General features: G+C 66.0%; 24 protein-coding genes and 1 tRNA gene. 10 read left to right on the top strand and 15 right to left on the bottom strand.

Translation table 11 applies throughout. The features are described 5' to 3' along the window. Positions 1-28 precede the first annotated feature (28 nt). On the bottom strand, positions 29-1978 hold the full coding sequence (locus tag AC07M1_RS15430) for an alpha/beta hydrolase family protein (RefSeq protein WP_495163508.1): 1950 nt from the start codon (positions 1976-1978) through the stop codon (positions 29-31). A gap of 124 nt (positions 1979-2102) precedes the next feature. On the opposite strand from AC07M1_RS15430, the gene AC07M1_RS15425 reads away from it, so the two are divergent. The 3 genes from AC07M1_RS15425 (at position 2103) to AC07M1_RS15415 (ending at position 5577) form a co-directional block, all read left to right on the top strand. After that, a complete protein-coding gene (locus AC07M1_RS15425; RefSeq protein WP_495163507.1) occupies positions 2103-3749 on the top strand; it encodes a M28 family metallopeptidase in 1647 nt (548 codons plus the stop codon). Between the two features lie 6 nt (positions 3750-3755). Continuing rightward, complete coding sequence (locus AC07M1_RS15420; RefSeq protein WP_495163506.1) at positions 3756-4721, top strand: agmatine deiminase family protein; 966 nt, start codon at positions 3756-3758, stop codon at positions 4719-4721. 193 nt (positions 4722-4914) lie between these two features. Continuing rightward, positions 4915-5577: an FABP family protein gene (locus AC07M1_RS15415; RefSeq protein WP_495163505.1), complete on the top strand. Its 663-nt coding sequence runs from the start codon at positions 4915-4917 to the stop codon at positions 5575-5577. Between the two features lie 129 nt (positions 5578-5706). Here AC07M1_RS15415 and AC07M1_RS15410 read toward each other — a convergent pair whose 3' ends face one another. Next, on the bottom strand, positions 5707-6141 hold the full coding sequence (locus AC07M1_RS15410; protein WP_495163504.1) for a hypothetical protein: 435 nt from the start codon (positions 6139-6141) through the stop codon (positions 5707-5709). A gap of 78 nt (positions 6142-6219) precedes the next feature. On the opposite strand from AC07M1_RS15410, the gene aguB reads away from it, so the two are divergent. Further along, entirely contained in the window at positions 6220-7074 is an 855-nt protein-coding gene (aguB, locus tag AC07M1_RS15405) for an N-carbamoylputrescine amidase (RefSeq protein ID WP_495163503.1), read from the top strand. Positions 7075-7347: 273 nt separating this feature from the next. Here the strand turns inward: aguB and AC07M1_RS15400 are convergent, their stop codons facing one another. Beyond that, positions 7348-8004 (bottom strand): uracil-DNA glycosylase, encoded by a 657-nt coding sequence (locus AC07M1_RS15400; RefSeq protein ID WP_495163502.1) that lies wholly within the window; start codon positions 8002-8004, stop codon positions 7348-7350. A gap of 23 nt (positions 8005-8027) precedes the next feature. Between AC07M1_RS15400 and folK the strand changes: the two genes are divergently transcribed. The 3 genes from folK to AC07M1_RS15385 all read left to right on the top strand — a co-directional run bounded on the left by folK (position 8028) and on the right by AC07M1_RS15385 (position 9245). Continuing rightward, the gene (gene folK / locus AC07M1_RS15395; RefSeq protein WP_495163501.1) at positions 8028-8501 is read left to right on the top strand and encodes a 2-amino-4-hydroxy-6-hydroxymethyldihydropteridine diphosphokinase; all 474 of its coding nucleotides are present in this window, start codon (positions 8028-8030) and stop codon (positions 8499-8501) included. A 10-nt stretch (positions 8502-8511) separates the two neighbouring features. Further along, positions 8512-9126: a M23 family metallopeptidase gene (locus AC07M1_RS15390; protein ID WP_495163500.1), complete on the top strand. Its 615-nt coding sequence runs from the start codon at positions 8512-8514 to the stop codon at positions 9124-9126. A gap of 43 nt (positions 9127-9169) precedes the next feature. Further along, a tRNA-Lys gene (locus AC07M1_RS15385) sits at positions 9170-9245 on the top strand. Between the two features lie 24 nt (positions 9246-9269). Here the strand turns inward: AC07M1_RS15385 and AC07M1_RS15380 are convergent. From AC07M1_RS15380 to AC07M1_RS15355, 6 genes are all read right to left on the bottom strand, one after another. Then, on the bottom strand, positions 9270-10187 hold the full coding sequence (locus tag AC07M1_RS15380) for a hypothetical protein (RefSeq protein WP_495163499.1): 918 nt from the start codon (positions 10185-10187) through the stop codon (positions 9270-9272). 132 nt (positions 10188-10319) lie between these two features. After that, a complete protein-coding gene (locus AC07M1_RS15375; protein WP_495163498.1) occupies positions 10320-11216 on the bottom strand; it encodes a hypothetical protein in 897 nt (298 codons plus the stop codon). A gap of 37 nt (positions 11217-11253) precedes the next feature. Beyond that, the gene (locus tag AC07M1_RS15370; RefSeq protein ID WP_495163497.1) at positions 11254-12687 is read right to left on the bottom strand and encodes an NAD(P)(+) transhydrogenase (Re/Si-specific) subunit beta; all 1434 of its coding nucleotides are present in this window, start codon (positions 12685-12687) and stop codon (positions 11254-11256) included. 4 nt (positions 12688-12691) lie between these two features. After that, positions 12692-12970 carry an NAD(P) transhydrogenase subunit alpha part 2 gene (locus AC07M1_RS15365; protein ID WP_300497114.1) on the bottom strand — a complete coding sequence of 93 codons (279 nt, stop codon included), beginning with the start codon at positions 12968-12970 and terminating at the stop codon, positions 12692-12694. 403 nt (positions 12971-13373) lie between these two features. After that, a complete protein-coding gene (locus AC07M1_RS15360) occupies positions 13374-14495 on the bottom strand; it encodes an NAD(P) transhydrogenase subunit alpha (RefSeq protein ID WP_495163496.1) in 1122 nt (373 codons plus the stop codon). Position 14496: 1 nt separating this feature from the next. Then, positions 14497-14685 (bottom strand): aa3-type cytochrome c oxidase subunit IV, encoded by a 189-nt coding sequence (locus AC07M1_RS15355; RefSeq protein ID WP_495163495.1) that lies wholly within the window; start codon positions 14683-14685, stop codon positions 14497-14499. Between the two features lie 86 nt (positions 14686-14771). On the opposite strand from AC07M1_RS15355, the gene AC07M1_RS15350 reads away from it, so the two are divergent. After that, positions 14772-16202, top strand: a complete 1431-nt coding sequence (locus tag AC07M1_RS15350) for a sigma-54-dependent transcriptional regulator (protein WP_495163494.1) — start codon at positions 14772-14774, stop codon at positions 16200-16202. Positions 16203-16247: 45 nt separating this feature from the next. Here the strand turns inward: AC07M1_RS15350 and AC07M1_RS15345 are convergent, their stop codons facing one another. Further along, positions 16248-16799: a cytochrome b gene (locus AC07M1_RS15345; RefSeq protein WP_495163493.1), complete on the bottom strand. Its 552-nt coding sequence runs from the start codon at positions 16797-16799 to the stop codon at positions 16248-16250. 112 nt (positions 16800-16911) lie between these two features. On the opposite strand from AC07M1_RS15345, the gene AC07M1_RS15340 reads away from it, so the two are divergent. Next, positions 16912-17454 (top strand): hypothetical protein, encoded by a 543-nt coding sequence (locus AC07M1_RS15340; protein WP_495163492.1) that lies wholly within the window; start codon positions 16912-16914, stop codon positions 17452-17454. A 4-nt stretch (positions 17455-17458) separates the two neighbouring features. On the opposite strand, the gene folP is transcribed toward AC07M1_RS15340, so the two are convergent. Both folP and AC07M1_RS15330 read right to left on the bottom strand, forming a co-directional pair. Beyond that, a complete protein-coding gene (folP, locus tag AC07M1_RS15335; RefSeq protein ID WP_495163491.1) occupies positions 17459-18547 on the bottom strand; it encodes a dihydropteroate synthase in 1089 nt (362 codons plus the stop codon). Between the two features lie 118 nt (positions 18548-18665). Continuing rightward, positions 18666-19814 (bottom strand): site-specific DNA-methyltransferase, encoded by a 1149-nt coding sequence (locus AC07M1_RS15330; RefSeq protein WP_495163490.1) that lies wholly within the window; start codon positions 19812-19814, stop codon positions 18666-18668. A 344-nt stretch (positions 19815-20158) separates the two neighbouring features. Here AC07M1_RS15330 and AC07M1_RS15325 point away from each other — a divergent pair, with 344 nt between their 5' ends. Beyond that, positions 20159-21754 carry an isocitrate lyase gene (locus AC07M1_RS15325; protein ID WP_495163489.1) on the top strand — a complete coding sequence of 532 codons (1596 nt, stop codon included), beginning with the start codon at positions 20159-20161 and terminating at the stop codon, positions 21752-21754. A 136-nt stretch (positions 21755-21890) separates the two neighbouring features. On the opposite strand, the gene AC07M1_RS15320 is transcribed toward AC07M1_RS15325, so the two are convergent. The 3 genes from AC07M1_RS15320 to thiD all read right to left on the bottom strand — a co-directional run bounded on the left by AC07M1_RS15320 (position 21891) and on the right by thiD (position 23831). Beyond that, positions 21891-22325, bottom strand: a complete 435-nt coding sequence (locus AC07M1_RS15320) for a VOC family protein (protein WP_495163488.1) — start codon at positions 22323-22325, stop codon at positions 21891-21893. 110 nt (positions 22326-22435) lie between these two features. After that, complete coding sequence (rnhB, locus tag AC07M1_RS15315; RefSeq protein WP_495163487.1) at positions 22436-23056, bottom strand: ribonuclease HII; 621 nt, start codon at positions 23054-23056, stop codon at positions 22436-22438. After that, complete coding sequence (gene thiD, locus AC07M1_RS15310) at positions 23049-23831, bottom strand: bifunctional hydroxymethylpyrimidine kinase/phosphomethylpyrimidine kinase (RefSeq protein ID WP_495163486.1); 783 nt, start codon at positions 23829-23831, stop codon at positions 23049-23051. The genes rnhB and thiD overlap by 8 nt, the downstream gene beginning before the upstream one ends. Positions 23832-23865 lie beyond the last annotated feature (34 nt).

The following is a 23865-nucleotide window of genomic DNA, read 5'->3' as shown; positions in this document are numbered from 1 at the left end:
CCTCGGGGCCGCCCTTTTCGTTATGGCCTCAGGGGATCTTCAGGAACTCGACGCTCTTACGCAGCATCTGCTCGCGCGCGTTGCTGTCCTCGAGATAATGGTCGAGGCCCTTGAAGGTGATCAGTTCGGACTTTCCGCCCGCTTCGGTGATGCGGGACTGCATCAGGGTCGAATGACCGATCCCGACGTTGAGGTCCATGTCGCCATGGAACATCAGCACCGGGACCCTGATCCCCGCGGCCTGGCGGGCCGGAGAGCCCTCGCGGATATGCGGGCCCGTACCGACGAAGCGCTCCACCTCGTTGGCTGAGGTATAGACCTGCGCATCGGTCTTGAGCCGCTCGAGGTCGGTGACCGGCGCGATCGCGATCACGCGCTTGAACAGGGTGGGATTGACCACGGCCGATTGCAGCGCCGCATAGCCGCCATAGGACCAGCCGACGATGCTCAGCTTCGCGGCGTCGGCGATCCCCTGCTTGACCAGCCAGCGACCCGCATCGCTGACGTCGCCGATCGCGGTCTTCCAGCTCTGAAAGCCGTTCTCGCGCAGCCAGGCGTCGCCATAGCCGGCCGATCCGCGGAAGTTGGGCTGAAGCACCGCGAAACCCTGGTTGGCGTAGAATTGCGACAGCCAGTCGAAGCCCCATTCGTCGCGGGCTTGCGGACCGCCGTGCGGCAGCACGATGGCCGGCAGACCCTTGGCCCCTCCGCCTGCGGGTAGCGTGAGATAGGCCGGAACCATCGTGCCGTCGGCGGCGGGGTAGGTGATGTGCTTGACTTGCGCGAGCGCGACATGCTCCAGTTCCGGACGCTGAAGCATCAGTTCGTTGAGGTTCTTCTTCGCGCGGTCGAACAGGAACAGGCGACCGGGATCGGTGTCGCTGCCCGCCCAGACCAGCATGCGAGTCTCGTCTTCGCTCGAATCGATCACCCGGATCAGGGGCAGCTTGGGCAGCGCCTTGGACAGGGTACGGATCATCGCGCCGACCGCGGGGTCGAAATAATGCACGGCCTCGACATCGGTGGCGTAGCGCGCGCCGATGATCCGGCCGTTGCGGCCGATCCGGGCAAATCCGGTCACATCGACGGTGTCATGGGCGAAGACGAGCTTCTCGGTGCCGCTTCCGTCCAGCGCGACGCTATAGGCCGCCAGCCGTCCGTTGGTGCGCTTCAACCCGTAAGCAAGGTCGAGCGTGGGATCGACGCCGCTGGGGTCGAAGCCTTCACCGTCCTCGACCCTGCTCAGCGTTTCCCAGTTGCGCTGTCCCTTGCGGCGAAAGGAATAGTTGCGCGTGCCGGTGGTGTAGCCGTCGCGCACTTCGCTCATGCCGCGGATCCGCACGGTGCCGCGTCCGTCGGTGATGAACTCGCTGGCGTTGCGCTGGGCGGGTTCGACGACCTTGATCTTGAGCGTGACCGGGTCGACCGCGTCGACGCCGATCCCTTCCATGCGCTGGGCCAGTCGCGTGCCGGTGCTTGTCTCGGGAATATACTGGCGGATCATCAGAACCTGATTCTCACCGGGATTCCAGTCGATCACCGCGCCGCCGAACAACGCATAGCCGAGCCGGTCGCCGGTGCCGCGATTGTGCTGGAGGACGGCTATCTTGCTTCCGTCATCGTTGAACGACACGATCCGGCTGATGGTGGCCAGGATGGTCCCCTCGACCTTGCTCACCGCATAGGCTCTGCACACTAGGCGCGTGTTGCTCGCCCAGCGGCATTGGCTGAGGCGCTCGGGATCGCCCGAGGCTTCCATGATCCGCTTCGGCACCGCGTCCGGAACGCCGAGCCGGGCGATCATCACCGCCGACCCCTGCCCGGCGATCGGTATCAGATAGGCAAGCTTGGTTCCGTCGGGCGAAAGGCTCGCCTGTTCGATCGATTCCCGCACCCCGAATGCGCGCGCCGCGTCGAAGCTTTGTGCAACGGTCGGACTCGCGGACGAAAGCAGCGCCAGATAAATCCAACGTTTCACGTGGCTTCCTCCCCCTATGCCCGGCAATCTGCAACGCCGACCGTTCGTTCGCAAGTGATCCGCTTGCCCCCCGCGCCGCCCGCTGTCACAAGTCGCGCAACGAAATTACCCGGAGACGATGTCGATGCGCTTCGCCCTTCTTGCCCTGCTGGGCCTTGCCGCGTGCAGCGGCGGCCAGTCCGCCGCGCCCGACCTGCCCGCGATACCGATGGAGACGATGAAGGAAGCGACCCGCGTCCTTTCCTCCGATGAATTCGAAGGGCGCGCGCCCGGCACCGCGGGGGAGAAGAAGACGCTCGACTACCTCGTCCAGCAATTCCAGAAGGCGGGGCTCCAGCCCGGCAACAACGGCAGCTGGTTCCAGGACGTGCCGCTGGTGGCGATCACCGCGAAGAATGTCTCGCCGCTGACCTTCACCGGTGGCGCCGAGCCGATCAGCCTCAAATACGGCGCCGAATTCGTCGCCGGCACCTATCGCGTGACGCCCAAGGTCGCGCTCAAGGACAGCCCGGTGGTGTTCGTCGGCTACGGCATCAACGCGCCGGAGAAGGGCTGGAACGACTATGCCGGCCTCGACGTGAAGGGGAAGACCGTTGTCATCCTCGTCAACGACCCCGACTGGCAGACGGCGGAGGCCAAGGGCGAATTCAACGGCCGCGCCATGACCTATTATGGCCGCTGGACCTACAAGTTCGAGGAGGCCGCGCGTCAGGGCGCCGCCGCCGCGATCATCGTCCACCAGACCGAGCCTGCCGCCTATGGCTGGAACGTCGTCCAGTCGAGCTGGACCGGCGAGCAGCAGGTCGCCGACGCCGCCAACGGCCATGCCGACCAGTCGGCAGCGGTCGGCTGGATGCAGCTCGACAAGGCGAAGCAGCTCTTCGCCAGCGCCGGCCAGGATTTCGACAAGCTCGCCGCCGCCGCCAAGGTTAAGGGCTTCAAGCCCGTCGCGCTCGGCGACGTGAAGGCGTCGATCAGCTTCGACAACGACATCCGCAAGCACGCGTCGAAGAACGTGATCGGCATCCTGCCCGGCAAGAAGCAGCCCAACGAATATGTCCTCTACACCGCGCATTGGGACCATCTCGGCCGGTGTGAGGCGGCGCCCGACGGCGACGATATCTGCAACGGCGCGATCGACAACGCCACCGGCACCGCCGCGCTGGTCGCGCTCGCCGAAGCGCAGGTCAAGGCCGGCGCGCCCGACCGCACGCTCGTCTTCCTCGCCGTCACCGCCGAGGAATCGGGCCTGCTCGGTTCCAAATATTATGGCGACAACCCGATCTTCCCGCTCGCCCAGACCGTCGGCGGCGTGAACATGGACGCGCTCAACCTGACGCCCCCGGCCAAGAATGTCGTCGTCGTCGGCAAGGGCAAGTCGGGGCTCGAGGCCTATCTCGACCGCGCGCTCGCCGCACAGGGCCGCACCGCCAGCGGCGAGCCGACGCCTGAGAAGGGTTTCTACTACCGCTCCGACCACTTCATGCTCGCCAAGCACGGCGTGCCGATGCTCTATTTCGACGCGGGCGACGATCTGGTCGAGGGCGGCACCGCGGCGGGCAAGGCCGCGGCCCAGGACTATGAGAAGAACAAGTACCACGGCCCCAAGGACGAGTACGACCCGAACTGGAACTGGGCCGGGGTCGAGAAGGACCTGCAACTCTATTACGCGGTCGGCCGCATGCTCGCGACGGGCAGCGACTGGCCCAACTGGAACGAGGGCGACGAATTCCGCGCCGCCCGCGACAAAAGCCGCCAAGGAGCGAAGTAAGGTACAATGAAGCCGACGCCCCCACCCGAATGGGCCAAGCACAAGGCCGTATGGATCGGCTTCCCCAGCCATCCCGATCTGTGGGAATCGCTGAACGCCGCCCGGGCCGAGGTCGCCGCCTTCGCCCGCGCGGTCCATGCCGGTGGCGCGGGTGAGCAGGTGCTGCTCGTCGCCGCGGACGAGGAAGCGGCCACCGCCGCGCGCCTGCTCGCGGGCGACGCGGCCAAGATCGTCGTCGCCCCGTTCGGCGACATCTGGCTGCGCGACACCGGGGTGATCCTCGACGACAAGGGCGTCGGCCATGCGTTCCGCTTCAACGGCTGGGGCGGCAAATACGAATATGACGGCGATGAGGAGGTCGGCCGCCTGCTCGCCGACAAGCGCCGGATCGAGGTCGAGCCGCACGACTGGGTGCTCGAAGGCGGCTCGATCGACTGGGACGGCACCGGCCTGGTCGTCACCACCGAACAATGCCTGCTCAACCGCAACCGCAATCCCACGCTCTCGCAGCATGAGGCGGAGGAACGGCTGTATAACGACCTCGGCTTCGATCGCGTGCTGTGGCTCGGCAACGGCCTGGCGATGGATCACACCGACGGGCATGTCGACAACCTCGCCCGCTTCGTCGGCCCCAATCGCCTGGCGATTCCCGAGCCGGAGGAGAACGATCCCAATTGGCTGGTCTATGCCGATGCCAAACGCCGCGCCGAGGCGTTCGGGGTCGAGGTCGTCCCGATCCCCTCGCCCGGCCGCGTGATCCGCGGCGATGAGGTCGTGCCCGCGAGCTACATGAACTTCTACATCGGCAACGCCGCGGTGGTCGTGCCGGTCTATGGCCAGCCCAATGATCGCAAGGCGGTCGAGGTCATCGGCGCGCTCTTCCCCGGCCGCGAGACGGTGGGCCTGCGCGCCGACCATATCCTGACCGGCGGCGGCAGTTTCCACTGCATCAGCCAGCAGATTCCGAAGTAACGCGCACCATCACCAACTACCGTCATCCCGGCCTTGTGCCGGGATCCACCGCGCCGCCGGCGATGCCCTCACGCTCATGCCGCGTCGCCCGACGAGCCGTGGACCCCGGCACAAGGCCGGGGTGACGGCGAGGGTGGAATCGCGCGCCTTCCCCGGCCTATGATCGTGCTGGACCACAGAATGGGAGCCGGCCGTGAATCCCTTCCCGCACGACATCTTCACCGAACCCAGCGACGTCGATCCCGACACGCTCGCCAATCTCGGGCCGCTGCGGCGGCTGGCGGGGCGGTGGGAGGCGCATAAGGGTATCGACATCAACCCCAAGGCCGCTGCGCCCGAGCGACGCGAGTTCATCGAACGCATCGCCTTCGACGCGATCGATCCGCAGACCAACGGCCCGCAGCTGCTCTACGGCCTGCGCTACCATATCCACATCACCACCAGGGAAGAGGACATCACCTTCCACGAGCAGGTCGGCTATTGGCTATGGGAGCCGGCGACGGGGCTGGTGCTCCAGACGCTGGCGATCCCGCGCGGCCAGGTCGCGCTCGCATCGGGCAAGACCGGGGCCGATGACGACAGACTGTCGCTCACCGCGACGCGCGGCGAGACGCAATACGGCATCTGCTCGACCGCGTTCCTCGACTATGGCTTCCGCACCGACAGCTACAGCATCGATATCACCTTCGACGGCGACGACGCCTGGAGCTACGACATCCGCACCATGCTGCTGGTCCATGGCCGCCCCGATCCGTTCGAGCATCACGACCAGAACCGCCTGAAGCGCGTTGCCGCAGGCCGGCCCAATCCGCTCAAGCAGATCCTCGACCGCCGCGCCGCGCATCCGTCCGGCTGACCCACCGAAAGCCATCGTCACCCCGGCCTTGTGCCGGGGTCCACCGTGCCGCCAGCACTTCCCTCACCCTGATGCAGAATCGCCTGCCGAACTGTGGACCCCGGCACAGGGCCGGGGTGACGGGTGTAGCTAAACGGAACGATAGCGAAGGCCATTCGCGGCAAGAAAACCCTGCGCATCGAAGGAACTCCAAACCTCGCCCCAATCGTGCTGTCCCAGCGAGATTCCGGCTTTCGCCAGCGTCCTGCGAACGAATGAAATTTCCGAATCGATCGCTTCCCTTGTCGGCCAGCCGCCGTCCATCGGCGCGTCCTTGATCTGCACGCTCCAGCTAGCTTCCTCGAGCCGTTCGTCGAGAAAGCAGATAGCGAGCGTCGCGGATTCGCCGCCGAATGACAGCCCTCCCAGATGAAGCCATTCGTAGCCGTTGGCGTGACCTCTCCTGTGTGACACCAAATCGGAAATTTCCGCCAGAATGGCTTCCTTCGTCTTTTGCGGCGAGAGGGCGCCATGATCGGCGAGGAGGATCGCGCCCGTGCCGGGATCGATTGAAAACGCGGTCATGAGCATCCTTCTAAACGTCGCGCGGTCTCTGTCTCGAATCACGTGCCATTCCCGTCGCGCTCCCCTAAATAACCCGGCATGACCCAGATCACCGTCGCCGCGCTCCAGCTCGCCTTCTCGAACGACATGGCGGGCAATATCGCCAACGTCACCGAACTCGTGCGCGAAGCGGCGGGGAAGGGTGCTCAGGTCGTCCTCCCGCCCGAACTGTTCGAGGGCGAGTATTTCTGCCGCGTCGAGGACGAGGGCCTGTTCGCCAGTGCCAAGCCGCTCGCCACCCATCCGGCCGTCACCGCGATGCAGGCGCTCGCCGCCGAGCTGCGCATCCACATCCCGACCAGCTTCTTCGAGGCCGACGGCCCGCATTTCTACAACAGCCTCGCGATGATCGGTCCCGACGGCAAGGTCGCGGGCGTCTATCGGAAAAGCCACATCCCCGACGGCCCGGGCTATGAGGAGAAATATTATTTCCGCCCCGGCAACACCGGGTTCAAGGTATGGGACGGGCCGGCGGCGGACGCGACGCTCGGCGTCGGCATCTGCTGGGACCAATGGTATCCCGAAACCGCGCGCACGATGATGCTGATGGGGGCGGAGCTGCTCTTCTACCCCACTGCGATCGGGTCGGAGCCCTATGACGCCGATCTCGACACCAGCCGCATGTGGCGCCGCGCGATGATCGGCCATGCCGTGTCCAACGTCGTCCCCGTGATCGCCTCGAACCGCATCGGCACCGAGGGTGATCAGCGCTTTTACGGCCACAGCTTCATCTGCGACGAATGGGGCGACATGGTCGCGGAGTTCGGCGCCACCGAAACCGGCGTGCTCACCGCAACGCTCGATCTCGATCGCGCGCGCAAGCACCGCGCCGGCATGGGCTTCTTCCGTGACCGCCGGCCCGAGCTGTACAGGCGGATGGTCGAGGATATCTGAGCATCAGCGCCGAATGCCACCACCCGTCATCCCGGCCTTGTGCCGGGATCCAAGGTTCCCGACGGGCTGGCGGAGCGGCTCGCGCCCTTGGTACAACGCACACCGGCACAAGAGCATGACCGGTTGAAATGTTGGAACTGATTTGCTCCATCCTTGTCGATGGAACGAAACAGCCCAGCCACCACCGATATCAGCGCACGCGTCGACGGCCTCAATCCCTCGCGCGCGCGTAGGGGCGTGACTTTTGGGACTTTCCGGCGTTCGCGCCGGGCCTTAGAGCGTCGCCCGCAGCGCCAGCGCCCGTTCGAACACCGCCTCGAACATCTCGGCCGTCAGCCGCCCGGTATTCTGGTTGTAGCGCGAGCAGTGATAGCTATCGATCAGCACGCGCCCGTCGGGCACGCGGTGTTCGGCCAGATGCGCGAAGCGGCATTTGGGCAGCTTGCCGCCCAGTATCTTGACCGCGCTCTGATGCGCGATCTGGCCCAGTGCGATGAAGATTCTCGCCGGGATCGCATTGGCCTGTGCGTCGGCAAAGGGGCGGCAGGCCCGCGCTTCCTCGGGCGTCGGCTTGTTCTCGGGCGGCAGGCATTTCACCGAGTTGATGATGATCGCGCCCTTGAGCTGAAGCCCGTCATCGGCCCGCGACTCGTACGCGCCCTCGGTGAAGCCGAACTTGGCCAGCGTCGCGAACATCAGGTCGCCGGCGAAATCGCCGGTAAACGGCCGCCCGGTGCGGTTGGCGCCATGCTTGCCCGGTGCCAGGCCGATGATGCCCAGCCATGCCTGCGGATCGCCGAATGCGGGCACCGGCGCGTTCCACCAGTCGGGATGTTCTGTCCGCAGGTCCGTGCGCAGCCCCACCAGTCGCGGACAGCGCGGGCAATCGTGCGGCGGCTCGGACTCGGGCAACGGGCTTGGCGGAATCATGCGCCAGCGATAGGCCGTGCGGCGTGACCAGCTCAACCCCGGCGCATCTTTATGTCATTGCCCTCGGCTCCAACCGCCGCGGCCGTCATGGCGCGCCGGAGGCGGAGCTGCGCGCCGCGCTCGCCGCGATCGGCGGGGTGGTTCGGGCGTCTCCGATCATCGCCACCACACCGCTCGGCCCGTCGCGCCGTCGTTTCGCCAACGCTGCAGCGCTGATCGAGAGCGACGAAGCACCGCCCGAACTGCTGTTGCGCCTTAAGGCGATCGAGCGCGTCTTCGGTCGTCGGCGTGGGCGGCGCTGGGACAGCCGGGTGATCGATCTCGACATCATCCTCTGGTCGGGTGGGGCATGGGCGAGTCCCGGCCTGACTGTCCCGCACCCGCAATTCCGCCGCCGCGCCTTTGTGCTGCAGCCGTTGAAGGCGATTGTCCCCGGCTGGCGCGATCCGCTCACCGGTCGTACGGTCCGGCAGCTCGCCGCGCTGGTGGAGGGGTAGGGAGAGAGCGATGCCGACGATGTTTCTGCCGCTGATGCTGGCCGCGTTTCAGGCCGCGGAGGCTCCACCACCACCGCAGCCCAGCACGGGCATTTACCGCCTGCCCTATGCCGACGGCACGCAGGTGAAGGTGTTCGACGATACGCGCACCCATCGCCCGCGTGCCCGGATCGATGTGTTCGCTACCGGCCCGCGTAAACCCTATCGCCTCGTCGCTGCCGCCGCAGGCCGGGTGATGGCGATCCAGGACGGCTATGGCGAGCGTCAGACCGGCCGGCCGGCAAGCGAGTGCCGCAACAATTTCGTGTGGATCGCGCATCCCAACGGCGAGTGGACCGGCTATTCGCACATGGCCAAGGGGTCGGCGACAGGAGTCGCGAAGCTCAAGGTCGGTCAGACGGTGCGCGCCGGGCAGCTGATCGGGATCGAGGGCGATGTCGGTTGCTCGATGCTCGAGCATCTTCATTTCGAGGTCGCGGCGCCCAGTCCCGCCCAGCCGGTCGATGCCGGCGGCTTCCTGACCGATAATGACGGCGGCAAGCGCAACCGTGAACCGCGCTTCTGCGGCGTCAAGGGAACGATCAACAAGGAGGAAGTCCATGTCGCCCGGCGTTGTCCCGGTTGACCGCGCGGGATCACGCCCTTAGGGGCACTCCACCCTCAAGTGCGGGCTCGTAGCTCAGTTGGTAGAGCAACGGACTTTTAATCTGTAGGTCTCGGGTTCGAGCCCCGACGAGCCCACCACTTGAGGCGTTCTCGATCCCTTGCTCAGGCCGGCACCAGCCCGGCGCGTCCCGCGGCGCCGAAATAGCCGCGCATCGCCGCTGCGGCGCGATCGGTGAGGGTGATATGGGCTCGGCGCCTGTCGGTTGGGTCGGGCTCACGACCGAACAACTGGGCGTCGTGCATCGTTCCGATCCAGCGCAGCGCCGTGGTCGGCGGCACCGACGCCGCGATGCACAGGCTGGAGACCGACACGCGCCGTCCTTCCAGCCGGGCGGCATAGAGGTCGAGCAGCATATCCCATGCCGGGTCTGCGAACAGCTCCGACGCGAAATGCTGGTCGCGTAGTCGCCGGGCACGAATCGTGGCTCGGATGGTACGCGGATCCGGCTCGGGCTCGGGTTCCCCGCGATAGTCCGGCGTGCGGTCGCGGACGCCGGCAGGGGGCTCGGCGGTAAGCTGGCTCAGCACTTCGGCGAACCGGGCGACCTCTTCGTTCAGCAGCCGCAGCCGCTGCGCTTCCCGCTCGCGAGCCGCATCGTGCAGCCGCATGGTTGCCGGCACGAGCGCACCGGCCAGAGCGGCGGCCCGCTCGGCTGCGCTGGCGTCGCACAGCAGGATGGCGTTCGCCGCGAGCATGGGGCCCGCTACCGCGTCAATCGAACTCGCGTCGAGCAGCACCACCGTTCGGCAATCACGCCCGGCGAGCGATTCGGCGATCGCGACCGCACGATCCGCGACCTCGCTGCTGGATAGCCCCGCGGTGTCGAAGAGCAACAGGTCCAGGCTGATCTGGTCGGCAAGTCGAGCTTCCGCCTGTTCCGGGGTGGCCATGCCGAGAAGGCGGGCGCCCGAAGCCTCGACCATGTGTTGAAGCGCCGCCAATCGATCCGGCATGGCGACGATGAGCGTGCCACCGCCCGCGGCCGGCGAAAGGGGGGCAGGGGCGATCGTCTCAGGCATCGAAACCTCCGCTTTGCGTTGCATTGCGGATGTTTCACCGGTTCGTTGCATAGACGTAAGCAAAACTGCCTCCGTTCCCAATCCGTTTCGGATGAATTATCTCCAGAACGGACCGGGAACGCAAGTGATGGATTAGCCGAATACCTCTTCGGCGTCATCGAACTCATCGTCGATCAACAACCGTGCGGCGCTTGCGACGCTACCGCCGCTGAGAGCGAGCCAGATTGCGGCCACAACCGCACTGCCGATCGACTGAAGGATCATGAAAACGCTGAAGCTGCCCATATTGGCCGCCTGACGTTCAGCGGCGAGCGCGGTAGCTTCTGGATCGCCCGCCGCTGCCAGTATGTCGGCGAAATAGCCGCCTACCGCGATCATATTGATAGGGACCGACACAACGAGGCCGATCATGGTGACGACAAGGGCGGCGCCGAAGAGCTTCCAGAAATGTCCGCGGCTCCGTGTCCAGGCCTCTCCGATCGCGAAGGCGCGGCGATGGAGCGTGAGCGGGAAGGCGAGCGAGAAGCGGACGATGAAGAAGATCAGCGCGCCGAACACGACAAGACCGACCAGAAAGGAAAGCATAGCGGTGAGCGCCATTGATCCGCTGGCCCCGGCCACGCCCCCGATGAACAGGCCGACGACAAGGGAGGCGGCGAAGATCAGCACAAAGGCTACGATACTGAACAGCAGCACAAGGGCGAGCGTGCGCAATTCGTCCATGCCGAGCCGCAGAAAGGCGATTCCGCCCGCTTCGGGGCGCAGCACGGACCGCATCGACGCGGTATAGAGCACCACGCCCACGATCGAGGTGAAGAAGCCGGTCAGCCAGACCGGGACCATCGCGGAAACCGCGCCGGCGGGGTCGTCGGCGAGCGCCGGGGCGGTGGCGGCGCCGAACAAGGGTTGCATCGCCAGCAGCATCGCGAGGTTGCCGGCAAGATAGATCCCACCCCAGATCGCCACCGCGGTAAAATGCTCGCGAAAGACGCCGAATGCGCCTTCCAGAATTCTTCCGACACTGATCATCGCCCCAACCCCTTGTTCGGCTGGCCGCGACGCCCGCTCAGTCGAGGGACTTCACGATTTCCTCGACCATCTTCTTGGCGTCGGCCAGCAGCATCATCGTGTTGTCCTGATAGAAGACGTCGTTGTCCACCCCCGCATAGCCAACGCCACCCATCGAGCGCTTGATGAACAGCACGGTCTTGGCCTTGTTCACGTCGAACACGGGCATGCCGTAGATGGGCGAGGACTTGTCGGTCTTCGCCGCCGGGTTCACCACGTCGTTGGCGCCGATGATGAAGGCGACGTCGGTCTGGGCGAACTCGCTGTTGATGTCCTCCAGCTCGAACACCTCGTCATAGGGCACATTCGCTTCGGCCAGCAGCACGTTCATGTGGCCTGGCATGCGGCCCGCGACCGGGTGGATCGCGTATTTCACGCGGACGCCATGCTCCTTGAGCTTGTCGCCCATCTCGCGCAGCACGTGCTGCGCCTGCGCCACCGCCATGCCGTAACCGGGGACGATGATGACCTGTTCGGCCTGCTGCATCAGGAACGCCGCATCCTCGGCCGATCCGCGCTTCCACGGCCGGTCGGTCGCAGCGGCAGCTGTGCCGCCGCCGCTGTCGCCGCCAAAGCCGCCGGCGATAACGCTGATGAAGCTGCGATTCATCGCGCGGCACATGATGTAGGACAGGATCGCGCCCGAGCTGCCGACCAGCGCGCCAGTGATGATCATCGCCGTGTTGCCGAGGGTGAAGCCCATCGCCGCGGCGGCCCAGCCCGAATAGCTGTTGAGCATCGACACCACGACCGGCATGTCCGCGCCGCCGATCGGGATGATCAGCAGGAAGCCGATGGCGAAGGACAGCGCCAGGACGGTCCAGAACACCCACGCCGGTGCCTGAAGCTCGACCGTGTAGAAGGCGATCAGGCCCAGGATCGCGGCCAGCGTGCCGAGGTTGATGACGTGGCGACCCGGCAGCATGATCGGCTTGCCGCCCATATTACCGTTAAGCTTGAGGAAGGCGATGACAGATCCCGAGAAGGTGATCGCGCCGATCGCAACGCCCAAGCCCAGCTCGATGCGGCTGACCGGCAGGATCAGCCCGGCGAACTTCGAGGTTTCGGGAAAAACGATCCCGAACGCCGCTGGATTGAGATAGGCCGCGACCCCGACCAGTACGGCAGCGAGGCCGACAAGGCTGTGAAAGCCCGCGACCAGCTGCGGCATATCGGTCATCTTGATCTTGCGTGCGACGATCCAGCCAAAGCCGCCGCCGATGGCTATTGCGCCGAGGATCTCGGGCAATGACGCGATCTCGTGCGTGACCAGTGTGGTCACCACCGCGATCAGCATGCCGGCCATGCCGAAGCGGTTGCCGCGGCGGCTGGTCGCCGGCGAGGACAGGCCGCGCAGCGCGACGATGAAACAGACGCCCGCGATCAGATAGGCGAGCGCAACCCAGGGGTTGACGGGAGCAGCCTCGTGCATCGGCTCAGCCCTTCTTCTTGTACATGGCGAGCATACGCTCGGTGACGGCGAAGCCGCCAAAGATGTTCACGCTGGCAAGCGCGACCGCGATTAGCCCCAGCCATTTCGCCGTTTCGCTCCCCGCCGCGGCCGATGCGATCAGCGCGCCGACGATGATGACCGAGGAAATGGCGTTGGTGACGGCCATCAGCGGCGTGTGCAGCGCCGGCGTAACCGACCAAACGACATAATAGCCGACGAAGCACGCCAGCACGAAGATCGACAGGATCGAGATGAAGTCCATGATTTACCTCATTGAGCCTTGAGGGGTGCCGGGTCGGTTGCCGAGCCTGCGTCTATTCGCCGGATCGCTTTTCCGAGGGCATCGACAGAACGTGCATACTCACGCAGCGCCCGTCGTGCGGGGATAAGGTGACAAGGGGGAGCTATTGCCCCCTTATTGGCTACATACTCATGCTCAGCCATGGTTTCCTCGCCAAGCAACGCGACCAGCCTTTCTCTTGCGATTTCTAGTCGCCTATCGATTCCGCGATGTTCGGACGGGTGGAGACAACGTCGCGCCAACCAAAAGCTGTCCGCATCAGCGTTATCATATGCGGCCAGAAGTTCCCGCTTGTCCGGTTCGCCGACTTGAGGACCAGCTACGCTGACTGCTGCGTAGATTAGCGCCAAGCCTGCACTTGGACTCACCCGAGCAGCCTCTCGTTCACCACCTTGCCCTCGCGGGTCAGCCGGATCGCGTCGCCGATCTCCTCATCGAGGATCGGCTTGCCCGCTTCCTTGTCCCAGAAGGCCGACAGGAAATTGTAGAGGTTGCGCGCGAACAGCGCCGAGGCGTCGGAGGCGAGGCGCGAGGGCACGTTCCTGTGCCCGACGATCTTGACGCCATGCTTCTCGACCACTTCGCCCGCTACCGCGCCTTCGACATTGCCGCCAGCTTCGACCGCGAGGTCGACGATGACGCTGCCCGGCCGCATCGATGCGATCTGCGCGTCGCTGATCAGACGTGGCGCGGGGCGCCCCGGGATCAGTGCGGTGGTGATGACGATGTCCTGCTTGGCGATGTGGCTAGAGACGAGCTCTGCCTGAGCGGCCTTATATTCGTCGCTCATCTCGGTCGCGTAGCCGCCCGAGCCTTCGCCCTCGATGCCTGCGACGCTCTCGACGAAGATCGGCTTGGCGCCGAGCGAGAGGATCTGCTCCTTGGTCGCCGAGCGCACGTCGGTCGCCGAGACCTGCGCACCAAGGCGTCGGGCGGTGGCGATTGCCTGGAGGCCGGCGACGCCGACGCCCATCACGAACACCTTGGCGGCTGAAACCGTGCCCGCCGCGGTCATCATCATCGGGAAAGCGCGGCCATATTCGGCGGCGGCGTCGAGCACCGCCTTGTAACCCGAAAGGTTCGACTGCGACGACAGGATGTCCATCGACTGCGCACGGGTGATGCGCGGCATGAACTCCATCGCCAGCGCCTCGATCCCGAGTTCGGCATAGGCGTCGATTCGCGCCCGCTCCCCGAACGGGTTGAGGCCCGCTGCCAACCAGGCGCCGGGTTTGATGCCGGCAAGGCTCGCCGGATCCGGCCCGGCCACGCCGAGCACGATATCGGCATCCGCGAGCACCTCGGCGCGCGATCCGATCTTCGCGCCGACGGCGGAAAAGGCGTTGTTGTCCAGGGAAGCGGTGTCACCCGCCCCGCTTTCGACCGCCACTTCGGCGCCCAGCGAGACGAACTTCTTGACCGTTTCCGGCGTCGCAGAGACGCGCCGCTCACCGGCGGCGGTCTCCTTGAGGACCGCGATCTTCACGTCAGGAAGCGATCAACCAGATGACGATTGCGGCGAGAATGACGGTGATGACGGTGCCGATCTTCATCATCCGCATGAACCCACCATAGGTGTTCTCATGTGCCTTCATGTCGGCGCTCTGTGCCATGCGTAGCTTCCCCTCTGACGCGTTGTTGGCAGCTTCATTAGACGGGGTGTCCCCGACCCTCAAGCCCCACGGACTTTGGCAGGCTTAAGCGGGTCTTTACCCAACGGCGTTATCCCGAGTGACCGATTTAGGGACAATAGGGACAGAAAATGACGCGCAACGGCCAGCGCCTCCTGATGCTGATCGACGACGAACCGGCCCAGCGGCGGCTGGTGACGGCGATCGCCGCGCGCCGCGGCTGGCGCACTGTGTCGGCGAGTGACGGCGAGACCGCACTGGCGACGCTCGGTACGCCCGATGGGATGGCGCTGGATGCGATCGTGATTGATCACTGGGCGCCCGATTTCGATGCGGCGGGGCTGATCGCTGAACTGCGTGCCAATCGCCCGATGCTCCCGATCCTTCTCCTCACCGCCAACGGATCGGTCGCCGCCGCGGTCAGCGCGATGCGCGCCGGGGCCACGGACTTCCTGGTCAAGCCACTGGCGCCCGAACGGCTGCTCGCGGCCCTAGACACCGCGGTCGGCGCCAAGGTCGGCGGCGAGCTGCGCCCGTTGACCGAGAAGATGGGTGCGAACCTCGCCTTTGACGAGATCGTCGGTTCGGCGCCCCAGTTCCGCGCGGCGCTCGCGATCGCCGCCAAGGCGGCACGTGCGCGCGTCCCGGTGCTGATCGAGGGCGAAAGCGGCGTCGGCAAGGAGGTGGTCGCCGAGGCGATTCACGCCGCCTCTCCGCGCCATGCCAAACCGATCGTCCGGGTCAATTGCGGTGCGATCCCCGCCAACCTCGTCGAATCGGAACTGTTCGGGCACGAAAAGGGCGCCTTTACCGGCGCGTTCGAGCGCAAGATCGGCCGTTTCCAGGAAGCCGAGGGCGGCACCATTCTGCTCGACGAGATCGGCGAGATGCCGCTCGAGGCGCAGGTCAAATTGCTGCGTGTGCTGCAATCGGGTGAAGTCCATCCGATCGGTGCGCGCCATGTCAGCGAGGTCGACGTCCGCGTGATCGCGGCGACCAACAAGACCTTGCTGACCGAGGTTGAGGAGGGACGGTTCCGCGAGGATCTCTACTACCGCCTCAACGTGGTGCAGGTGACGATTCCGCCGCTGCGCGAGCGAGCGGGCGATATCGCACCGCTTGCCCGGCATTTGCTGGCGCGGATCGCCGAACAGCCGGGGCTGCGACCGCTGGGAATCACCGACGACGCGATCGCGCTGCTTGCCGGCTATGACTGGCCGGGCAATGTCCGCCAGCTCCAGAACGCGCTGTTCCGCGCGGCGGTGCTGTGCGATGGCGACGCGCTGACCCGAGCCGATTTCCCGCAGATCGCCCAGCTTTCCGAAGGGCGGCCGGCGGTCGGCGGGATGGCCCATGGCGGCGCCGCGTCGGGGGCCGGCATCACCCTGTTCCGTGCCGACGGGAATTTGCGCGCGCTGGAAGAGATCGAGGCGGATGTGATCCGTCTCGCCATCGGCCATTATCGCGGGCGCATGACCGAGGTGGCGCGCCGCCTGGGCATCGGCCGCTCGACGCTCTACCGCAAGCTCGGCGAGCTGGGGATCGATCAGAACGCAGCGTAGCCGGGTGGCGACATCGGCTGGCGCCGGTGCCGCCCCGGCAACCCTCTAGATCTCGTCGTCCATATGGCTTTGCCGCAGGCTGGGCAGCATGCGGTGGAAGACGACATCCTCGTCGAAGAACTGGTGCTTGAGTGCCCCGCAGATATGGATGACGATCAGCGCCAGCAGGAAATAGACGGCGAGCTCCTGCGTCCAGGCCAGCTGTTCTCGCAGTTCGGGGGATTTGCCGATCGGCAGGTCGAACCACTGGATGCCGCCGAAGATCTCCCCGGTTCCACCCCCAGCCGACATCGCCGCCCATCCGAGCAACGGCACCGCGAGCAGCAGCACATAGAAGCCGACATAGACGGTGCGGGCGAAGATACGTTCCCAATTGGGTACGCTGTCGGGGAAACGCGGCCACGGATGGGCGACGCGCCAGCCGATCCACAGGATGGTCAGCAACAGCACGGCGATGTTGATCGACTTGTACCATGAAAACAGCTCGCGATCGTTGGGCATCGTGATGGCGATCACGAGGTTGACGACCACGAGTGCGGCCACGGTCCAGTGGATCAGGATCGATACGTTCGAATAACGGTCATAGGCTTCGCGCATGGCTCCTCTCCCGACGACCTGAAGGTCGTCAATCGCATGAAGCGGCGGATTGTTCCGGCGGCGGTATTCCCGGTCTGGCGAAACCGGTGCGGCTTCCCATATACTGGCGACGATGCTTCGATTCCTGCTCGCGATTGTCGCCCTGGCGGCACTGGCCTTTGTCGCGGTCACGCTGTTCGCGGTGGCCGCAGGGGGATTTGCCCTGTTCTTCGGCGTGCGCAAGCTGCGCCAGCATCTTGCCGGCGCCAAGCTCAAGCGAATGAAGCAGGCGCGGCCCGCCGATCCGCTGGAAGCGGCATGGGCCGCCGCCGCCGCCGAGGCGGACTGGGCGGTGAGCCGGATCGCGGCGGCGCGGACGAGCTGCGCGCGGCTGATCGCGATCGCCGATGCCGAGCCGCTGGCCGCCGACGCGGTCGACTGGGCCAATGTCGTGCGCCGCCGCGTGCCGGACCTGGTCGCGGCGTGCCGCAACGAATGCCGCGATGCGACCGGGGCCGAGCGCCGCCGCAACCTCGAGGATCTGGTCGAGAGCCTCGAGAAGATCGGCGCCGAGGCGGACCGCCGCCGTGACCGCTTCCGCGAGACCCGCGTGAGCGCCTTCACGGTGCAGCGGACCTATGTCGAGCAGCGCACCCGGCCCGATCCGCTGAGCTAGCATCCTAACGCCCGATCAGCGCGGCGTCGCGCATGCCGCGCCACACGCGCAGGGCTTGCACCGTTTCCGGCACGTCATGGACGCGCAATAGCTGCGCGCCGAGGTCCGCGCCCTTGAGCGCCAGCGTTAGCGAGCCGCCGAGCCGTTGATCGGCGGGCGCTTCGTTGGAGAGTGCGCCGATGATGCGCTTGCGGCTGGCGCCGAGCAGCAACGGCACGCCCAGGCCGTGGAACAGCGCGAGGCCGTTCAACAGCGCGAGATTGTGCGCGACCGTCTTGCCGAAGCCGATGCCGGGATCGGCGATGATGCGCGAACGCTCGACGCCCGCCGCGACGACCGCGTCGATCCGTGCCGCCAGCCAATCATAGACCTCGATCAGCGGGTCGCCATAACTCGCCCCGCCGTCCGCACCCTGTTTGGGGTCGCCGGCGTGCATCAGCACCACCGGGCATTGCGCGCGCGCGACGATTTCGAGTGCGCGGTCGTCCCACAACAACGCCGACACGTCGTTGATGATATGCGCGCCCGCCGCGCGCGCCGCTTCCATCACCCCGGCCTTGCGCGTGTCGACGGAGACCAACGTGCCGCTGCGCGCCAGACGTTCGATCACGGGAACGACGCGCTTGATCTCGTCGCCCTCCCAGACCTCCTGAGCGCCCGGCCGAGTCGATTCGCCGCCGACATCGATCAACGCCGCGCCCTCGGCGGCCATGCCGACCCCGGCTGCGGCGGCGGCCTCGGCATCGTCGCTGTGCCTGCCGCCATCCGAGAAGCTGTCGGGGGTCATGTTGAGGATGCCCATGACCTGGGGCTGGTCGAAACGCAGCACACGCTCACCAAGCTGGAGCGGCGTGCGCGGCGCGGTGATGCGGGCGGCGATCGCCTGGAGCCGCTCGTCATCGGGCAGGTCAGCGATCGGGATCGTGCGCTGGAGGACGCGCCTGCCATTCTCGACCGCGATCAGTTCCCAGGCCGAAAACCAGTTGAGCCCGCCCGCCAGCCGCGCGACCTCACCATCGCGCTCGATCGGCGAGTCGGCGAATTGCACGGGACGGAGATAGAGTCGGGCCTGCGCCGGCAGATTGAACGTCATTGGAAAGTCCCAAAAGTCATGCCCCTACGCGCGCGAGGCGTTTCGGGGCTGCTTGCCGGAGTGGCGAACGGGACGGTCATCGCAGAATCGCGCGATGTAGGAAAACTCCAGTTTCCCCTCAGGGCTGGGTCGCGAGAAGATAGGTCTGGCGCAGTGCGTCGATCGGCTTGAGGCCATTTTCCGCCTCATAGTGCCAGAAGGTCCAGCCGTTGCACGACGGTGCGTTCTGAAGCGTCGCGCCGACCTTGTGAATCGAGCCCGAGGTGCCGCAATCGGTGAGCAGCGAGCCATCGGCCTTCACCACCGCGCGCCAGCGGCGCTTGGTGTCGCACAGCACCGTGCCTGGGGTCAGATAGCCGGTCTCGATCAGCGTGCCGAAGGCGACGCGCGGCGCCTGGCGCGGGGCCATCATCGTGGTGACCGCGCTCTCGTCGAGCGGCAACGCCGCGTCGATGCGCTCCTGCGCCGCTTCGATATAGGTGCCCTCGCGATCGATGCCGATCCAGTGACGGCGCAGGCGCTTGGCCACCGCGCCGGTGGTGCCGGTGCCGAAGAAGGGGTCGAGGATGACGTCGCCCGGCTTGGTGCAGGCGAGCATCACGCGGTAGAGCAAGGCTTCGGGCTTCTGGGTCGGGTGAACCTTGACGCCGTTCTTCTTGAGCCGCTCCTGCCCGCCGCAGATCGGGAATTCCCAGTCGCTGCGCATCTGAAGCTCGTCGTTGAGCGTCTTCATCGAGCGGTAGTTGAAGGTGTATTTCGACTTCTCGCCCATCGACGCCCAGATCAGCGTCTCATGCGCGTTGGTGAAGCGCGTGCCCTTGAAATTGGGCATCGGGTTGGCCTTGCGCCAGATGATGTCGTTGAGGATCCAGAAGCCGAGATCCTGGATCGCCGAGCCGACCTTGAAGATATTGTGGTAGCTGCCGATCACCCAGATGGTGCCGTTGGGCTTGAGGATGCGGCGCGCCTCGGTCAGCCAGGCGCGGGTGAACGCATCATAGGCGTTCAATGAATCGAACTTGTCCCAATCGTCGGTGACCGCATCGACGAAGCTGCCGTCGGGGCGATTGAGGTCGCCGCCGAGCTGGAGGTTGTAGGGCGGATCGGCGAAGATCATGTCGATCGACGCGGCGGGGAGCGCGCGCATCGCCTCGATACAATCCTGCTGGATGATCGTGTCGAGCGGCAGGACGTCGATCCAGCTGCGTGTGCGAACCTCTGCTCGCTCGCGCTGGCGCGCCGGCGCGACCTTCTCGATGACCCCCATTAACTACTCCATACCCCTATTGAAGGGGCGAAACGCCATGAAAGCACGGACTCCGTCAAGCGAACATTAGTTAACGAAAATCCTTGGGATTCCGTTAACTTGGCGGAACATTCCAAGATCGGACCAGATGTTGAGTCTGGAAGTTATCCACAGGCCCTAGGGATGGGGTGTGGCGGGGAAGACTCAATTTGCGCCGAATTGAGTAGTAGTTTTTGTCATGAATTTACAAACTCACACGCACGGGCCGGTGTCAGGCGACCTCTTCACCTCGTGATATGGCGGTTTTGCAGGCATCGTGTGTGTAAAGATGAATAGACGCACCTCAAATCGAACGAGGTGCTCAGATGACCTATCAAGACGAAATCGCCCGCGCCAACGCGCCCATCGCCGCCGAGAATGGCCGCTGGAACGGCATCGACGCTGAATCGGTCGCACGGATGCGGCTGCAGAACCGGTTCAAGACGGGTCTGGACATCGCCAAGTACACCGCCGGCATCATGCGCCGCGACATGGCGGCCTATGACGCCGATCCGGCCGCCTACACCCAGTCGCTCGGCTGCTGGCACGGCTTCATCGCGCAGCAGAAGCTGATCTCGATCAAGAAGCATTTCGGCACGACCAAGGGCAAGTATCTCTACCTTTCCGGCTGGATGGTGGCGGCATTGCGCAGCGATTTCGGGCCGCTGCCCGACCAGTCGATGCATGAGAAGACCAGCGTCCCGGCGCTGATCGAGGAGCTCTACACCTTCCTCAAACAGGCCGATGCGCGCGAGCTGGGGTTGTTGTTTCGCGACCTCGACAAGGCGCGCGACAGCGGCAACGCGGTCGAGGCGGCGCGCATCCAGAACGCGATCGACAATTTCGAGACGCATGTCGTGCCGATCGTCGCCGATATCGATGCGGGCTTCGGCAATGCCGAGGCGACCTATCTGCTCGCCAAGAAGATGATCGAGGCCGGCGCCTGCGCGCTGCAGATCGAGAATCAGGTCAGCGACGAGAAGCAGTGCGGGCATCAGGACGGCAAGGTCACCGTGCCGCATGAGGACTTCCTCGCGAAGGTCCGTGCGTGCCGCTACGCGTTCCTGGAGATGGGTGTCGATGACGGCATCATCGTCACGCGCACCGACTCGCTCGGCGCCGGCCTCACCAAGCAGATCGCCTATTCCAAGGAGAAGGGCGATCTGGGCGACCAGTATAACGCGTTCCTCGATTGCGAGGAGGTGACCGATCCGTCGACCCTGCGCGGCGACGTCGTGATCGAGCGCGACGGCAAGCTGATGCGGCCCAAGCGGCTGCCGTCGAACCTGTTCCAGTTCCGCGAGGGGACCGGGGCGGACCGCTGCGTGCTCGACTGCATCACCAGCCTGCAGCATGGCGCCGACCTGCTGTGGATCGAGACCGAGAAGCCGCATATCGAGCAGATCGCGTCGATGGTCGACCGCATTCGCGAGGTGATCCCGAACGCCAAGCTGGTCTACAACAACAGCCCGAGCTTCAACTGGACGCTGAACTTCCGCCAGCAGGTGTTCGATGCCTGGGCCGAGGCGGGCAAGGATGTCAGCGGCTATGACCGGGCGAAGCTGATGAGCGTCGACTATGACGGCACCGACCTGGCGACCGAAGCGGACGAGAAGATCCGGACGTTCCAGCGCGATGCCGCGGCGCGCGCGGGCATCTTCCATCACCTGATCACGTTGCCGACCTATCACACCGCGGCGCTCAGCACCGACAACCTCGCCAAGGAATATTTCGGCGACGCGGCGATGCTGGGTTACGTCAAGGGCGTGCAGCGCGAGGAGATCCGCCAGGGCATCGCGTGCGTGAAGCACCAGAATATGAGCGGGTCCGACATCGGCGACGACCACAAGGAATATTTCGCCGGTGAGGCCGCGCTCAAGGCGGGCGGCGCGCACAACACGATGAACCAGTTCGCGGCGTAGGTTGCTGGATCCGGCCATCGCCGGAGCGGGCTGGTGCCGCAGTGCGCCGCAAGGCGCACTCAAGCCAACGAACCGATTTCCTGGGGAGGAAAGGAGGTCCGTCGTCACGCCCTTGCGTGGCGGCGGACCTTTTCCGTCACATCTCGAACTCGATCAGGACCGAATCGGCGCTCTTGCGCGCGGGGCCGTGATAGACCGCCTCGATATTGTTGCCCGCCGGATCGAGCAGGAACGCGCCGTAATAGCCGGGGTGATAGGGCCGTTCGCCCGGCGCGCCATTATCGGTGCCGCCCGCTGCCAGGCCGGCCTTGTGGAAGGCGTCGACCATGGCTCGGTCGGCGGCCTGGAAGGCGAGATGGTGGTAGCCGGTGAGCTTGCCCAGCGCCGCCTCGCTGTCGGCGGTCGAGATGAACAGCTCGTCCGCCCAGAGATAATCGTCGCCGCTGCCCGCGATCGGGATGCCGAGCGTGTCGAAGATGGCGGTGTAGAAGCGGCGGCACGCGTCGAGATCAGCGACGACGAGCTGGATATGGTCGATCAGGCGGCCGCGGTGGAGCTGCTGGGTTTCCATGGGGAGTCCTTTGCGGTTGGCGGCGCCAGCCCGCTCCCCCACCCGGCCACCCAACGCCAATATCCTATGGGTGGCCGGGTGGGGGAGCGGGCCGGTGCGGCTTCAAACGATCAGACCCCAACCGCCGGGCCGAAGTCGAGTTCCGCCTGCGCCACCGGGGCGAAGCTGCGGCGGTGGTGCGGGGTGGGGCCGAGGGTGCGCAGGGCCAGTTGGTGGACCTTGGCGGCATAGCCCTTGTTGCTCGCCCAGCCATAGCCGGGGTGGAGGGCGTCGAGCTCGATCATCATCGCATCGCGGTGCTGCTTGGCGACGATCGAGGCGGCGGCGATCGACAAGCAGCGCGCGTCGCCGCCGACCACGGCCTCTGATGCATGCTCCCAATCGGGGCAGCGATTGCCGTCGACGAGGACGAAACCGGGGCGAAGATCGAGCGCGGCCACCGCGCGGGTCATCGCCAGCATCGTCGCCCAGAAGATGTTTAGCCGGTCGATCTCCTCGACACTGCAGATGCCGATGCCGACGCGCGCGGATGCGAGAATGGCGTCGTGGAGCCGGGTGCGTTTCGCGGCGGTCAGCGCCTTCGAATCGTCGATGCCGGGAGGGATGCGGGCGGGGTCGAGGATCACCGCGGCGGCGACCACCGGGCCGGCGAGCGGGCCGCGCCCGGCCTCGTCCACGCCGGCGACGGGGCCGTGGATGCCGTGGCGGGTCTCGTAGGCGAGGTCAGGCATCGGGGGCGAGCCGGTCGAACGGGATTGTGCCGAGCGTATGGCCGATCGGCCCATGGCCGGCGCCGAGGCCCGGCGCGTGGCGGATCGCGGCGCGGACATAGCGGACGGCGCGGGTGAAGGCGTCGGCGACGGGCAGGCCGGCGCCGAGGCCGGTGGCGAGCGCGCTGGCGAAGCTGCACCCGGTGCCATGGGTGTGGACGGTGTCGAGGCGCGGCTCGACCATCTCCGCGACGAGGGCTCCGTCGGGAGCGAAGAGCTGATCGTGGACGCTGTCGCCCTCGGCATGGCCGCCCTTTTCGGCGAGGTGGCAGCCATGAGCGAGCACGGCCTCGCGGCCACCGAGCGCGGCGAGTTCGGGGAGGTTGGGGGTGACGACCGCCGCGCGCCGCATCAGCCGCTCGAACGCCGCGATCGTGGCATTGTCGGCGAGGATCGAGCCGCTGGTGGCGATCATGACGGGATCGAACACGACGGGGACGCCCGGCAATGTTTCGAGCCGGTCGGCGACGGCATGGGCGATGTCGGCCGAGCCGATCATGCCGATCTTCACCGCGTCGACGCCGATGTCGGACGCGACCGCATCGATCTGGGCCAGTACCATCTCGACCGGGACCGGGTGGACGGCGGTGACGCCGAGCGTGTTCTGCGCGGTGATCGCGGCGATCGTGGTCATGGCGTGGCCGCCGAGCATGGTGACGGTCTTGATATCCGCCTGAATGCCCGCGCCGCCGCCCGAGTCCGATCCGGCGATGATGAGGATGCGGGGAATGCTCATGAGGCGAACCCCATTGCACAGGGATGGGGGTGGC

It is taken from the genome of Sphingomonas sp. GW821-FHT10C01 (assembly GCF_059415525.1).
The sequence above is the reverse complement of the archived record's forward strand: the minus strand, read 5'-3'. Positions and strand labels throughout refer to the sequence as shown.